General features: G+C 66.0%; 8 protein-coding genes. 3 read left to right on the top strand and 5 right to left on the bottom strand.

Annotation, left to right across the window (positions count from 1 at the left end; genetic code table 11):
- Window positions 1-12: 12 nt before the first annotated feature.
- Window positions 13-1,647 carry an FAD-dependent oxidoreductase gene (locus QX048_RS18245; RefSeq protein WP_316200582.1) on the bottom strand — a complete coding sequence of 545 codons (1,635 nt, stop codon included), beginning with the start codon at window positions 1,645-1,647 and terminating at the stop codon, window positions 13-15.
- Between the two features lie 173 nt (window positions 1,648-1,820).
- Between QX048_RS18245 and QX048_RS18240 the strand changes: the two genes are divergently transcribed.
- Window positions 1,821-2,378, top strand: a complete 558-nt coding sequence (locus QX048_RS18240) for a MarR family transcriptional regulator (RefSeq protein ID WP_315750760.1) — start codon at window positions 1,821-1,823, stop codon at window positions 2,376-2,378.
- A 134-nt stretch (window positions 2,379-2,512) separates the two neighbouring features.
- On the opposite strand, the gene QX048_RS18235 is transcribed toward QX048_RS18240, so the two are convergent.
- The gene (locus QX048_RS18235; RefSeq protein WP_315828367.1) at window positions 2,513-4,966 is read right to left on the bottom strand and encodes an adenylate/guanylate cyclase domain-containing protein; all 2,454 of its coding nucleotides are present in this window, start codon (window positions 4,964-4,966) and stop codon (window positions 2,513-2,515) included.
- 259 nt (window positions 4,967-5,225) lie between these two features.
- Window positions 5,226-7,307, bottom strand: coding sequence for an AsmA family protein (locus tag QX048_RS18230; RefSeq protein WP_315828368.1), 2,082 nt, complete (start codon window positions 7,305-7,307; stop codon window positions 5,226-5,228).
- A 212-nt stretch (window positions 7,308-7,519) separates the two neighbouring features.
- Between QX048_RS18230 and QX048_RS18225 the strand changes: the two genes are divergently transcribed.
- Both QX048_RS18225 and QX048_RS18220 read left to right on the top strand, forming a co-directional pair.
- The gene (locus QX048_RS18225) at window positions 7,520-8,194 is read left to right on the top strand and encodes a Crp/Fnr family transcriptional regulator (protein ID WP_315717001.1); all 675 of its coding nucleotides are present in this window, start codon (window positions 7,520-7,522) and stop codon (window positions 8,192-8,194) included.
- Between the two features lie 267 nt (window positions 8,195-8,461).
- Window positions 8,462-10,096 (top strand): glycosyltransferase family 39 protein, encoded by a 1,635-nt coding sequence (locus QX048_RS18220; protein ID WP_316200581.1) that lies wholly within the window; start codon window positions 8,462-8,464, stop codon window positions 10,094-10,096.
- A gap of 24 nt (window positions 10,097-10,120) precedes the next feature.
- Here QX048_RS18220 and QX048_RS18215 read toward each other — a convergent pair whose 3' ends face one another.
- Both QX048_RS18215 and QX048_RS18210 read right to left on the bottom strand, forming a co-directional pair.
- Window positions 10,121-13,273, bottom strand: coding sequence for an efflux RND transporter permease subunit (locus tag QX048_RS18215; protein WP_315750752.1), 3,153 nt, complete (start codon window positions 13,271-13,273; stop codon window positions 10,121-10,123).
- On the bottom strand, window positions 13,273-14,199 hold the full coding sequence (locus QX048_RS18210; RefSeq protein WP_316162491.1) for an efflux RND transporter periplasmic adaptor subunit: 927 nt from the start codon (window positions 14,197-14,199) through the stop codon (window positions 13,273-13,275). Before QX048_RS18210 ends, QX048_RS18215 begins: the two co-directional genes overlap by 1 nt.
- Window positions 14,200-14,315 lie beyond the last annotated feature (116 nt).

Raw genomic sequence — 14,315 nt, 5'->3', positions numbered from 1 at the left:
GTTGCGGCTTCCTCAGTTCAGGCCGGAGGCGCGTGCGACCGCCGCCGCGATCGCGGCGCGGCTCGGGTGCCGGAAGCGCGCCGCGACATAGCCATCCGGACGCAGCAGATAGGAGGTGCCGGGTTCGGCCCCGTAACGCTTGCCCGCGAAACCCTCGCCATCGGCAAGTCCATTCGGACCGCCGATGCTGACGACACCGACATCGTCGGGTACATCGATCGCCTCACCATTGGCAAAAGACAGCAGGGTGAAACGCCGGCCCTGAGCATTGAATGCATCGGTAAGGTGAAGGTGCCGTCCGTCTGCCGTCTCGAGGGGCGCATCCGGCATCGATGTTCCCGGACGAGGGCCACCGTGCCAGGCCTCGTCGTCTTCGGTCGACAACGGCGTCTGGTAGACCGAGGGAACCGACAGCCGGCCGCCATTGACCATGCGCTTGCCGAATTCGGTGTCCCTGGCGAGCGCGAGCACCACCTTGCGCAGCCGCGCTTCCTGGTGCGAATTCGGCGCCATGAAATCCGTCGCCCGCGTGGATTCGCGAATGTTTTCGTCGGCGGCCGCGCTTCGCTCCAGATGGTAGGTTTCGAGCAGCGTCGCGGGCGAGGTTCCGCGCAGCACGCGATCGAGCTTCCAGGCCAGATTCTCGGCATCCTCCAGCCCCGAATTGGCACCGCGCGCGCCGAACGGCGAGACCTGATGGGCGGAATCGCCAGCGAAGACGACGCGACCATGAATGAAGCGCTCCATGCGCCGGCACTGGAATTTGTAGAGCGAGATCCATTCGAATTCGAACTGATCATGGCCGAGCATGCGCGCGATCCGGGGCCGCACATTCTCCGGCTGCTTCTCGACGTTGGGATCGGCATAGCGGCTGAGCTGCAGGTCGATGCGCCAGACATTGTCCGGCTGCCGATGCAACAGCGCCGAGCGCCCGGCATGGAACGGCGGATCGAACCAGAACCAGCGCTCGGTGGGGAATTCGGCCGTCATCCTGACGTCGGCGATCAGGAACTGATCCTCGAACACCTTGCCGGAAAAACCCGCGCCGACCATCTGGCGCAGCGACGAGCGCGCGCCGTCGCAGGCGATCACATATTGCGCCGACAGCCGATAGGGGCCGTCCGGCGTCTCGATCGTCAGCACGACATGATCGTTGCGCTGTTCGAGCGCGGTGACCTTGTTGCGCCAGCGCAGCGAGATCTCCGGCAGCGCGTTGACGCGATCGACCAGATAGGCCTCGGCATAGAACTGCTGCAGGTTGATGAAGGCCGGCCGCTTGTGCCCGGGCTCCGGCAGCAGGTTGAACTGATAGAGCTCGGACGGACCGTGAAAGATGCGGCCGACGTTCCACACCACGCCCTTGTCGACCATCCGGTCGCCAACGCCGAGGCGATCCCAATATTCCAGCGAGCGCTTGGAGAAGCAGATCGCGCGCGAGCCCTCGCCGATCCGGTCGGCATCATCGAGCACCACGACCGCATGGCCGCGCTGCGCAAGATCGATGGCAAACGACAGCCCGACGGGACCCGCCCCCACGACGACGACCGGATGCGCGGCCGGCGTGGCCTGATCCTGGTCTTCGTGCCGATGATAGCCGAACTGAACCTTCGCCTGGCTCGCGCCCTGCCCCGGATTGGCCTGCACCATGGCTTGCTCGCCTTGTGGTTTTCTTGGACTTTCGAAGCGACGACTTTCGAAGCGACCGACATTTCCTCGGGCGAGGCATCTGGCCGTCTTGCCGTCTTGCCAGATAGTCTCACCTGCAACTATTCTAAAGCCGACGGCTTCGGCCGCGTCAACTCAAAAATCGGAGCGCGATCTTGGCGAAGCCATCTACCGCGGCGTCCAGGCGGCAGGCGAAGCCGGTCGAGGATGACCGAAATGCGGCAGTGCCGCAGGACGACGAGCGGCTCGACCTGTTCAAGTTCGCGCCATTTCGGCTCAACCGTCTGGCCGCCGAGGTGAGCGCGGCGCTCGCCGTCGAATATCGGGAGCGCTACGGGCTCGACATTCCGGAATGGCGCGTGCTGGCGACGCTCGGCTTCCGCCGCGAGGCCTGCAGCGCGCAATATGTCGCAGCGTGCACCCGCACGCACAAATCGACCATCAGCCGGGCCGTGACGTCGTTGCTGGAGCGGCGGCTGATCGAGCGCGTCGAGAACGCCGAGGATCGCCGCGAGTTCCGTCTGCGCCTGACACGTAAGGGCAAGACGCTGTACGAGGAGCTGATCCCGCGTTTGCAGCAGCGCGAGCGCGAAATCATGGCATGCCTGTCCGCCGACGAGCGCAAGACGTTCGACCGCCTGATCGGCAAGATCGAGGCAAGCCTCGATCTGATCCAGACCAGCGAGGAGGCCGATGCGAAGCAGGCCTATTGAGCCGAGCTTCGTCGGGTGGGTAAAGCGCCGAAGGCGACCCGTGCCCACCATCCTTCGTCAAACGACAGCGATGGGCACGGGGGGCGCGACACTGCCGTCGACGACGAGCAAGGCGCCACGCGCCTTTGCCCGCCCTACTTGTTAGTCGCCGACGATCGCCGCCGCTCCTCGACTTCGACCACGTCGGCGCCCTCCCCCCGCCAGCGCAGGATCTCCATCGCCAGCACCGGGTGATTGAAGCCCTTGAGATGAAGGTCGTCGATCGGCCTGGCATCGACCGACTGTTCGACGACGCCGAACACCCGGCGCGACACGATCACTTGGCCTGCCTTGGCCTCGTCGCACAGCCGCGAGGCGAGATTGGTGACGCTGCCGATCGCGGCGTATTCGAGCCGGTGCTCGAAGCCGACCTGGCCGAGCGTCGCATATCCCAGTGCGATGCCGACGCCGAACCCCAGGCTGTGGCCGCGATTTTTCCAGCGCTCCGTCAATTGGCCGATCTCGTCGCGCATTTCGAGCGCCATCTTCACCGCGCGCGTCGTGTGGTCCTCGAACGGGATTGGCGCATTGAACAGGATCATCACGCCGTCGCCGGCATAGCGATCGAGCGTGCCCTCATATTTGAAGATGAGCTTGCCCAGCGCGGCGTGATATTCACGGAGCACGTTCATCGCCTCTTCGGGCTCGGTCGTCTCGGTAAACGCTGTGAAGCCGCGCAGATCGCAGAACACCACCGTGACCTCGCGGCGGTGGCTTTCCAGCAGCGCATCATGGCCGTCCGACGACGCGATGATCTGCGCCACCTGCGGCGCCAGGAAGCGCTCCAGCCGCCTGATCCGCTCGATCTCCGCCAGTTGCTTCTCGACGCGCTCCTCGAGCGACTTGTTCCATTCGCGCAGCTGCTCGGTCTGCTCGGTGAGCTTTTCGGCCTGCTGCTGCACCGTCGCGTGGGTCAGCGCCAGCTCGCGGCCCTTCTGATCGACCTCGGTGAACAGTCGCGCGTTGCGCATCGCCAGCACGGCCTGGTTGGCGAACGTTCGCATCAGTCCGATCAGGTTCGGCGGGAACGTACCGGCCGACCGGCGGAGCACCACGAGCGCGCCGAGCACGCCCTGCTGATCGACCAGCGGCGTGAACAGCACGGCGTGAAAGCCGGCGGCAACCGCGACGTCGCGCAGCGGGTGATCGGGCGCGTTTTCCAGCTCGGCGATCGCGATCGGCTCGCCGCTGCGCACGGAGTCGGAGAGCAGGCTCGTCCGCTCGTCCAGCACATTGTGCGGGCCGTCCCGGTCGACGCCCTTGGCCTCCACCAGCCTGAAGCGGCGTTCGGCGGCCTCATAGGAATAGATCAGCACGGCGTCGGTCTTGGTGATCTCCAGCGCCCGGGCCGCCACCGTCGGCAGCACCGCATTGAGATCGAGCGAGGAGGCCACCGCGCGGCCAACCTCCTCGAGCACCCTCAGCTCATTGATCGACTGGGCCAGATCGCGCGTGCGTTCCTCGACCTTGGCTTCCAGCACGGCATAGGACTGCGCGAGCTGGCCGGCCATGCTGTTGAACTGATCGGCGAGCTCCTCCAGTTCGTCATGCGTCCTCACCTCGATGCGCTGGGCGAAATCGCCGGCGCCGAGCTTGCGCGCGCCGGCGCGCAACGCGGTGATCGGGACGAGCATGCGTCGCGCCAGCACCGAGCCCGCGAGGATCGCAACCGCAAGGCCGAGCGCGATCAACAGCGCCCCGCGCAACAGCTGATCGCGGATCGGCGCCAGCGCGTGAGCCGTGGACTGCTCGAAGAACACGGCCCAGCCGAGCTTGGGCAGCGTCGCGGCCGCCGAGAGCACCGCGTGCCCCTCGCCGTCGGTGCCGGAGGCCAGCGGCTCGCCATCCGGCGTGAGCACCGCCGCGACCTGCGGCAGCTTGGAGAGGTCCTGACCGACCGCCGGTCCCCTCGCCGAGCTCGCCAACACCTGGCCCCGCGGATCGACCACGTAGGCGGTGCCGACCTTGCCGATCTGCGCCTCGGTCATGGAGTCTTCGAGAAAGTCGAGGTCGATGTCGGCCACAGTCACACCGGCATTGAAGCCGGAATGCGCGACCGAGATCGACATCATCGGCTGCGCGCCCTTGAAGGTCACGGCGGAGAAATTGCTTCCGTGCGTGACGGTGTCGGTGAAGCGCAGATCGCGTGACAAGTCGTTGCCCGAGGCAAACGAGATCGAGGTGCGCGACACGCGGAGCTGTTCCCGGCCCTGGCCGTCGAGCTGATACAGCTGCCGCACAGCCGGCGCCTGACTCAGCAGTTGTACATAGTCGGCGCGGCGGAGCTCCAGCGTATTGGCGCTCGCCCGCGTCACCCAGCTGATCTGTCGCTGCAGATCCGAGAGCGCCTGATCGATCCGCCGGGCGCTGGCGTTGGCCTTTTCGGCCATGGCGGCGGTCAGGCTCGCCTTGGTGGACTGATAGCTGATCCAGGTTTCGGTCGCGCCATTCACGGCCAGGACGAACACGACGAGCCCGACCAGCGACACGACGTATTTGGCGAACAGGCCCTGCCGCAACGACCAGCCTCTGTTCTCGACCTCGTTCATCCGGACCCCTCACGCGCATCATCGCCGAGGTCAGCCCCGGACAAGCGCGTCCGCTGCCGTCCTCGCGGCAGCAACACTTTGGAGGCGGGACCGCTCGGGTGCGAGACGGTCCGTCGCCGGCACCCGTTTAGCACAGAATGGCATGCACAGCGGCGACCATGCCGGCGCCCCGCGCCAACTCGTTATTGCTCGGCTGGCCCTGAATCGCATGCACCGCTCGAGGAGATTCTCCGCAGGCTCGGTCGATCGCGGCTATATATTACCTATTGAAGATGCGCTTCAGAACGTCGTTCATCGGCTGGCTGTCCTGCACACCCTCCTGCAAGGGCTCGGCGGGAGCTGCCTCCGCCGCGCCCCGGCCGTCGTCGCCCGGAGGCCGAGAAACAGCACCGTCCTGAGGCGCAACCAGCGTACGGCCGCGGCTCTTGGCTGGCGGCTGCGCGGCCTGCAGTCCTTGCTGAATCAGATTGCCGATCGCCGATCCGAGATCGCCGCCGAGCAGGTCGGATTGGCCGGCCGCCGGGGCCTGCGCATTCGGGGCTGCCGTTGACGGCGCGCCGTTCGGACCAGCAGCACCGGTGGGCGCAGAATTTCCGATGAGGCCGCCGATGTCGTTGATCAAATTGTTCAGCCCGATCCCGTCCTTGCCGAACAGGCCCTGGCCCATCTGCTTGAGCCTGGCGTAGGCAGCATCCGGATTGTCGAGGATGCCGGCCATGTCGGGGTAAAAGCGCGGCTGACTCCAGGGGCCGTCGATGACGACGGGAATCCCGAGGCCTATCGGCTCCGAGGTGCGGCCCTGCCCCTCGGTCGTCATCACGAGCTTCGGCTCGACCCGCATCGCCAGCGCCCGATTCCCCAGATCGATCGTCCCCGTACCGGCGACCTTGACCAGCGGTCCGACCAGGTTGAGGTCACTGGTGGCGGCCTGTCCCCGCTCGACCTGAAACGAGGCCGAGAGCTGCGTGAGATCGGTCGTCAGTTCCTTCGAATCCTGCCATCCCGACAGCGGATTCGACGTCAGTGAGCGGATCATCTGCGCAACGTTGATGCCGCGGATCGCGCCGTCCTGGAACAGCAGGAACGCCGAGCCGCTCAGGTTGCTCATGAGAGCCTGCTGGCTGGCGCCGCTGGAGCGCAAGGCCAGCTTGCCCTGCATCCGCGCATCGAGCTTGTCGAATCCGGCGACGCTCGAGAGCAGCGGCAGCGCCCGGATGCCGACGAGATCACAGTGCATCGCATAGGCCGGATTGCCCGTGGAGGCGTCGATCACGACCTCGCCACTGGCCTGCCCCTCATAGGCGCCGAGATTGGCGACGGTCGCCTTCAGCAGGCCGCCGGCCAGCGAGGCTTCGAGATCGAGCGGCCCGAGGCGAGTCCCGGAGAGAACGACATCCGTCGCCGACAGCTTCACGCGCGCGTCGACGTAGTTCAGACCCCGCAAGTCGATTGCCGCCGTGCTCCATCCCGACGCGCCGGCAGAGCCCTGCGCGGCAGGCGCTCCCAAGTCGAGCCGGCGAACGTCGAGATCGACCTTCACCAGCGGCTTGCTCGCGAGATCGACCGAGGCCCAGCCGTTGAAATCGCCGTCGCCAAGCGTGCCGCTGAGGCCGTTGATCATCACCACCGGGCCATTCAGCCGAACGTCGGCGCGGCCGGAAAGACTCCCGCGGAATGCAGAAGCCATGTCGATTTTGAAATCGACCGGCAGCGTCTGGCGCTCAATAGGCAGCGCGGGCGCGGCCGCTGTGAGGTCGAAGGTCACCGGACGGTCGCCGGCCCGGGCCGTACCCGTGATCTTGACCTTGCCATCGGACAGAGACGCCGTCGCGCCGATGCCCTCGAGCCGATTCTCGACGCGGTCGCGCGGGTTGGAGAGGACGACGGCGCCGTCCCTGACGGTGACCCGTTCGATCCGGACCGCAGGCGCCGCTTCCGACTTCGCCGAGGCACGGCTGCGCGGCGCATTGTCCCGCAGCCGTTCGCGCAGCAGCGGCAGATAAAGTGTGGGCTTGTCGATGATGATCTCGCCGATGTCGGGCCGGCCGGACCACAGGCTCGACAGCGCCATGTCGGCCTGCAGCTTGCCGATCGTCAGCCGATTGTTGCCGTCCCGCTCCTTTGGATCCTGCAGGGTGATGTCCGTCAGGGTCGCATGCAGCGACGGCCACAGGCTGACGCTCGCCGAGCCGGCGATGCTCAGGCGATAGCCGGTGTCACGCTCGACGCGGTCCTGGATCGCGACCGTGAGGAAGCTCGCCGGAAGTCCAAAAGCCAGCGCTAGAGCGAGCACGACGATGACGGCGCCAATCAAACCGCCTGCGATCTTCAATGCCTTCATGTCGATGTCCCAAGCGCGAGGCGCGAGCGGTCTCCACGGGTTAGCGTGCGGCAATGCCGACCCGGTTCAATCCGAAATTTTCTCGGAACGAAGACCGCTCCCAGAGCGACCAAAATAGTCGGAAGCCCGTGCGTCATTATGTGACTTATGACACACTTCCGCCCGGGGGGTTTCTGTAACTGAGGCTTTGAACCGTTGCCGAAGGTATAGTGATGAGCAAGCAGGCCGAATTTGCGGTCATTCTGAAGATGAACCCGATGTTCGCCGACCTCGGCGCGGACGAGCTGCAGCGAATCTCGAGCCTCTGCCACACCCAGCATCTGTCGTCGGGCGAGGTGCTGTTCCAGAAGGGCGACCCCGGCAATGCCCTGTTTGGGGTGCGGCGCGGCCAGATTCGCATCGAGACCGGTGCCACCGACGGCAGCCGGCTGACGCTCAACTTCATGGGGCCCGGCGATCTGTTCGGCGAGGTCGCCGTGCTCGACGGGCAGGAGCGCACGGCCGACGCCACCGCCGGTGAAGCGACCGAACTGTTCGTGCTTCGCCGCGAGGATTTCCTCAGCTTCCTGGAACGCGAGCCCAAGGTGGCGATCAGGATCATTCAGCTGCTGTGCCAGCGCATCCGCTGGCAGAGCGAGCGAATGGAGGAATCGGTGCTGCAGCCGCTGCCGGTCCGGCTGGCACGCCGGCTGTGCGCCCTGGCGGAGGATTTCGGCTCCGAGGTTCATATCTCGCAGGAACAGCTTGGCGTCTTCGTTGGCGCGGCGCGTGAAAGCGTGAACCGCCAGTTGCAGGCCTGGCGCAAGGACAAGATCCTGGATCTGCAACGCGGCCGCATCCTTCTGCATGACCTGACCAAGCTGAACACGATCGCACGCAACGACTAATTGGCCGAGCGCGCAGCGTCGCTCACCGCAAATTTGTCGATTGCGGGTCCGGTCCATGGCGGGAACCGCCCGCCGTGCATCGTTTGGTATCAGCATCGGCCAAACATGATCGCAATTGGGCCACCACGCCTCACAATTTGCGACATGAACTCTTTTTAACAATTCTAACAGGGTTCAATCCGGCAGCGGAGAGTTCCATTTGCTCGCGCGCGGCGGCGCGCGGGGTGGAGCTTTGCGCGCCAGGCAAGCGTGGTTGGAAGTGACGTCATGAGTCTTGCGTTGCCGGCAATCGCCATCGAGGCCAGTGGTTCTGTTGGCCGTTGGCGCAGAGCTCTCGCGGTCTGGATCGACGCCGTGGAGGACGGCTGGGCCGTTCCGGCCTTGATCGTCGGGTTCGTCGCGGTCTGGATGGTGTATTTCTCGATCGCCTATCTCGGGGGCGATCTCCACCAGGACGTGATCGAGACCTGGTCGCTTGGACGCAGCTTCGACTGGGGTTCGACCAAGCATCCGCCGCTGATGGGCTGGGCGGCGTGGGCCTGGACCACCGTGTTTCCGCTGACCAACTGGTCGTTCAACCTGCTGGCGCTGACCAACGCAGCCGTCGGCCTCTTCGCCGTCGACCTCATCACCCGGCGTTTCGCGCGCGGTGACAAGCGGCTGGTCGTGCTGCTGTTGCTCATGCTGCTGCCGGTCTATCAACTGCATGCGCAGCGCTTCAACGCCAACGCCGTGCTGCTGTCGAGCTGGCCGCTGGCGACCTGGTGTTTCCTGCGCTCGTTCGAGACACGTCACGTCGGCTGGGCCATCGCGGTCGGCCTGACCGGGGCGCTCGCGATGCTCGGCAAGTACTACTCGGTCTTCCTGATCGCGAGCTTTGCGGTCGCAGCGTTGTGCCACGGCGAGCGTCGGGCCTATTTCACCTCGCCCGCGCCGTGGATCGCGGCGCTGTCCGGCCTGGTCGCGCTGGCGCCCCATATCTATTGGCTGGCCACGACCGGCGCCCAGCCGTTCTCGCATGCAATCGAGCATCACGTCGGCAAGACCGCCGCGGCCGCCCTGGTCGAGGGCAGCGGCTTCCTGTTGGCGATGGCCGGCATCGCCGGTATCCCCGGCCTCATATGGCTCGCCATGACGCGGCCTCGCCCCACCCGCGTGCTGAACGATGCGCTCAGCCTCGACTCCGGACTCCGGCTGCTGGCGATGATCAGCATCGGGACCGTGGTGTTCCCCGCACTGGTCTCGATCGTGTTCGGCACCGACATGCCGCCGCTGTGGGGCCTGCAGGGCATCTTCCTGTTCGTCATCGTGATCGTGTGTGGCGCGAGCTATCACGCCCCCCGCGACATCACGATCAATCTCGCCGCTGCGACGATCGCAATCGCCGCATTCGCGGCCACCGTCGTAGCGCCCTTCCATGCAGTGTACCGGAACTACGTTCCGTTGAACGAGGGTCGCAACTTCTATGAGCCGGCCGTGACCGAGCTGGACCGCCTGTGGCAGACGGCATCGAACGGCGTCCTTCCCGCCGTCGGCGGCGATGACGGCCTCGCCTTTGCCGCAGCGTTCTACAGTCCCGACCATCCGCACTATGAAATGGCGCTGGTGCACCCGCATGAGCTGCAACCTCCGTCCGAAGCGCTGACTGCGCAGGGCTGGGCGGCGCTGTGCTACGACACCGACATCTCCTGCATCTCCGGCATGCAAGCCGCGGCGGCGCAGGCGCGGCGTTCGGTGCGGGCCGATTTCACGCTCCGGACCAAGCTGTTCGGCCTGGAAGGCGCCAGCCAGGGCTTCGTTGCCCTGATCGTGCCGCCTGAGACCGCCGCGCCAGTCGACGGCGCCCCGAGCGGGGGTCTCGATCTCAGCGCACGCCGCCGCATGCCCTCGACCGCGAACTGAAACAGCTCGTTCCGGCACGTCATCTCATTCCGCAGCCGGCGACATCGCCGACGGCGGCGGCTTTGGCTGATGCGCCGCCTCCGGCCCATGGCCGGACTGCGCCTCGTCGGCGGCATCGCCGGAAGAGACGATCAGCTTGCGGCCAAGGCGGGCGAACAACGCGCCGACATCGTCCATCACCAGGAACATCGCCGGCACGAACAACAGCGACAGCACGGTCGAGAACACCAGCCCGCCGATCACCGCGAGCGCCATCGGCGAGCGGAATTCGCCGCCGGCACCGACCGCGAGCGCGCTCGGCATCATGCCGGCGACCATCGCGATCGTGGTCATCACGATCGGACGGGCCCGCTTCATGCCGGCATCGATGATCGCCTCGTCACGCCTGACGCCGGCATGGATCGCCTCGACCGCGAACTCGACCAGCATGATCGCGTTCTTGGTGACGATGCCCATCAGCATCATCATGCCGATATAGACGGGGATGGTGAGCTGCTTGCCCGTCAGCATCAGCGCGGCGATCGCACCGCCGATCGACAACGGCAGCGAGAACAGGATCGTGATCGGCTGCAGGAAGGTGCCGAACAGCAGCACCAGCACGGCGTAGACGATCATCAGGCCCGCCGTGATCGCCGTGATGAAGCCCGACGCCAGCTCGTTCAAGCTTTCGGCATCATCGGACGGGATCAGCTTGACGCTGGCCGGCATGCTCTTTCTGACCGGCAGCTCGTCGATCTGCTTGGTTGCATCGCCGAGCGCCGCAAGTCCGACGAGGTCGGCGGCGACGGTGGCCTGCCGCCCGCGATCGTAGCGGCTGATGCTGGTCGGGCCTTGGTCGAGCTTGATGTCGGCGACGACGGCCAGCGGCACGCCGCCCTTTTCGCCGTACTGCCCGAGCGGCACCCGCAACTGTTCGAGGATCTTCACGTCGCTGCGCGCCGCGTCCTCGAGCTGCACCCGGATCGGGACCAGCCGGCCGCCGGCGTCATACTTCGCCAGCGCAGGTCCAACATCTCCGATCGTGGCGACGCGGATCGTCTGCGACAGGCTTTCGGTCGAAACGCCCAGACGTGCCGCCAGATCCGCGCGCGGCTGCACCCGCAACTCCGGCCGGTCGAGCGAAGTGTCCGACACCACGTTGGAGATGATCGGAATCCGCCTCATCTGCGAGGCGAGCTCGCTCGCAACGTTGTCGACCAGCTTGGGATCCGAGCCCGTCAGCACCAGCTTGATCGGGCGCAGACCATTTTCGTCTGTGAACCAGAAACGGATGTCCGGAATGGTTTCGAGATCCTTGGTGATCTCGAGCTCGAGCTCTTTCTGGGTGATCTTGCGCTCGGTCTTCGGCGTGTAGTTGACGATCATTCCGGCGCGACGAACCTCCATCGCGCCCTGAAGCCGGCCGCCGTCGACGAACACGCTGCGGACCTCGGGCCGCTTGCGCAGGCGCGCGACGATGTCCTCGGTGACCTTCTCGGTGTAGGCGAGCTGCGCGCCTGGCGGCAGCTCGATCGCGAGCAGCGATCGCGCCGCGTCCTGCGCCGGCAAGAACCCTTGCGACAGCAGCGTCGTGCTCCAAATCGAGGCAGCGAAGATCCCGATGCCGAGCAGCACCGTGACAAAGTAGTGCTTTACCGACCACGTCACGATGCGCTGATAGGCACGCAGGATGAACCCCGGCGGCGGATCGTCGTGCTTGTGGTCCTTGAGGAAGTAGGCCGCCAGCATCGGCGTGACGAAGCGCGCCGCCAGCAGCGAGAAGAACACCTGCACCGAGACGGTGATGCCGAACTGCTTGAAGAACTGTCCGGCGATGCCGGACATGAAGCTCGCCGGCGCAAAGATCGCGATGATGGTGAGGCTGATCGCGATGACCGCGAGCCCGATCTCGTCGGCGGCATCGAGCGCCGCGCGATAGGGCGACTTCCCCATCCGCATGTGGCGCACGATGTTCTCGATCTCGACGATGGCGTCGTCGACGAGAATACCGGTCGACAACGTGATCGCCAGGAACGACACCATGTTCAGCGAGAAGCCGAGAATATCCATCGCCCAGAAGGCCGGAAAGATCGACAGCGGCAGCGAGATCGCCGCGATCACCGTGGCCCTGAAGTCGCGCAGGAACAAGAGCACGATGATGACGGCCAGGATCGCGCCCTCGAACAGGGTCGAGATCGCCGCTTCGTAATTGCCCTTGGTGAAATCGACCGACGTATCGATCAGCTTCAGCTCGACATCGGGATGGGCGGCCCTGACCTGGTCGATGCGCTTCTGGACCGCGGCGGCGACGACCACGTCGCTGGCGCCCTTGGCGCGCTTGATGCCGAGCGCGACCACCGGCTCGCCGTTGAAGCGCGCAAAGGTGCGCCGATCGGCAATCGTGTCGGTGACCGTCCCGAGATCGGCGAGCCGGACCTCGCCGCCGCCGAACAAGGGAATCATCGTGTTGGACAGCTCGTTCAGCGTCTTGGCGCCGGCAAGCGTGCGGATCGCCTGGTCGTTCTTGCCGATCTCGGCGCGGCCGCCAGCGACGTCCACATTGGTGCCGCGCAGACTCTGGCTGACATTGACGGCGGTGAGACCCATGGCCTGCAGCCGGTCGGGATCGAGCGAGACCAGAATCTCGCGCTCGACGCCGCCGATGCGCTCGACCTGGCTGACGCCGCGCACGCCCTGCAGCTCGCGCTTGACGACGTCGTCGACGAAGAACGACAGCTGCTCCGGGGTCTTGCCCGGTGAGATCGCCGCATAGGTGACGATCGGCAGGCCGATCTTGTCGACGCGCGAGATCAGCGGCTCGGTGACGTTCTGCGGCAGGTCGGAACGAACCCGGGTGACGGCGTCCTTGACGTCGTTGATGGCGCGATCGGTGTTGGTCTCGAGCGCGAACGTAATCGTCGTCACCGACAGGCCGTCGGTGATCAGCGACTGGATGTGGCGCGCGCCCTCGACGCCGGAGACGCCGTCCTCGATGATCTTGGTGACCTGGGATTCAAGCTCCGACGGCGCCGCGCCGAACTGCGCCACCGCGACCGAGATCACCGGAATGTCGGCGTTCGGCAGCCGGGTGACCGCGAGCTTGGTGAAGCTCATCCAGCCCAGGATCAGCAGGATGATGGAGAAGAGGATCGACGGCAGCGGGTTCCTGATCGACCATGCCGAAATGTTCAGTGCCATCAGCGTACCCGCGTGCGATCGATGTCTTCGGCAAACATGGTCTTGATCTGGTCGCCATCGTGCAGCGAGCTGCCAGCGTCGGCCACCACGATTTCTCCCTCTGTCAGCCCGTCGAGGATCTCGCTCGCCGTATCCGACACCAGGCCGACCCGCACCCGGCGGGTCTCGATCGTGTTGCCCTTCACGACCTGGATGGTGAGATGATCGATCGCCGTATTGGGCACGGCGACGCCGCAGCTCCGCCGGGCATCGATATTGGCGCGCGCGAACATGCCGGGCTTGAGCGACGGATTGCTGGTCAGCGCGATGCGAACATGGCCCAGCTGCGTGGTCCGGTCGACCTGCGGCGCCACCACGCGCAGGCGGCCGACAATGTCGGGTAGGTTGTCGCGAGTGATGCGCACCGGCGCGCCCGTGCCGAGCTTCAGGAGATGAACGCTCGGAACTTCGGCGTCGAGCTCCAGCTCGTTGTTCACGGCGATGCGGAACATCGGACCGGCCTGCGGCGAGGCCGGCGCACCGGCGATCGTGCGGACCTCGGTGACGAGTCCTGCGGCCGGCGCGCGCAGCGACACCGGCCGGTTCGCGGCCGCCGCCGGCGCTCCCGGCTGCGGCGGTGACGGCGTCAGGCGCGCCAGCTCCTGGTTCTCGGTAACGGTGTCGCCCTCCTTGACTAGGACGTCGATGACCCGCGAGCCTTCCTGGTCGGCGCCGACCACCGCCTCACGGCGGGCCACGACGAAGCCGGTGACGCGCACCAGATCTGAGAAGCAGGCCTTCACCGCCTTGGTCACCAGCACCTGGGCCTGCATCGGCGGCTCCTCGGCGGTGTGATGGGGACGATGCTCATACCAGTAATAGCCGGCGAACAGGGCCACGAAGACGACCGCACTGGCCGCGGACTTGAGGGATTTTGGCAGCTTCATCGGCAGGGGGATCCGGTCGGCGCGAGATGCGGGTTATGGATGCTGCGAATTTGGCACGGGGCGCTCCGACAAGGCGATGCGCCCCGCAATCCTGCGGGACGCACCCGGCCACCTCG

The organism is Bradyrhizobium sp. SZCCHNS30572 (assembly GCF_032484415.1).
Lineage (GTDB): Bacteria > Pseudomonadota > Alphaproteobacteria > Rhizobiales > Xanthobacteraceae > Bradyrhizobium.
The sequence above is the reverse complement of the archived record's forward strand: the minus strand, read 5'-3'. Positions and strand labels throughout refer to the sequence as shown.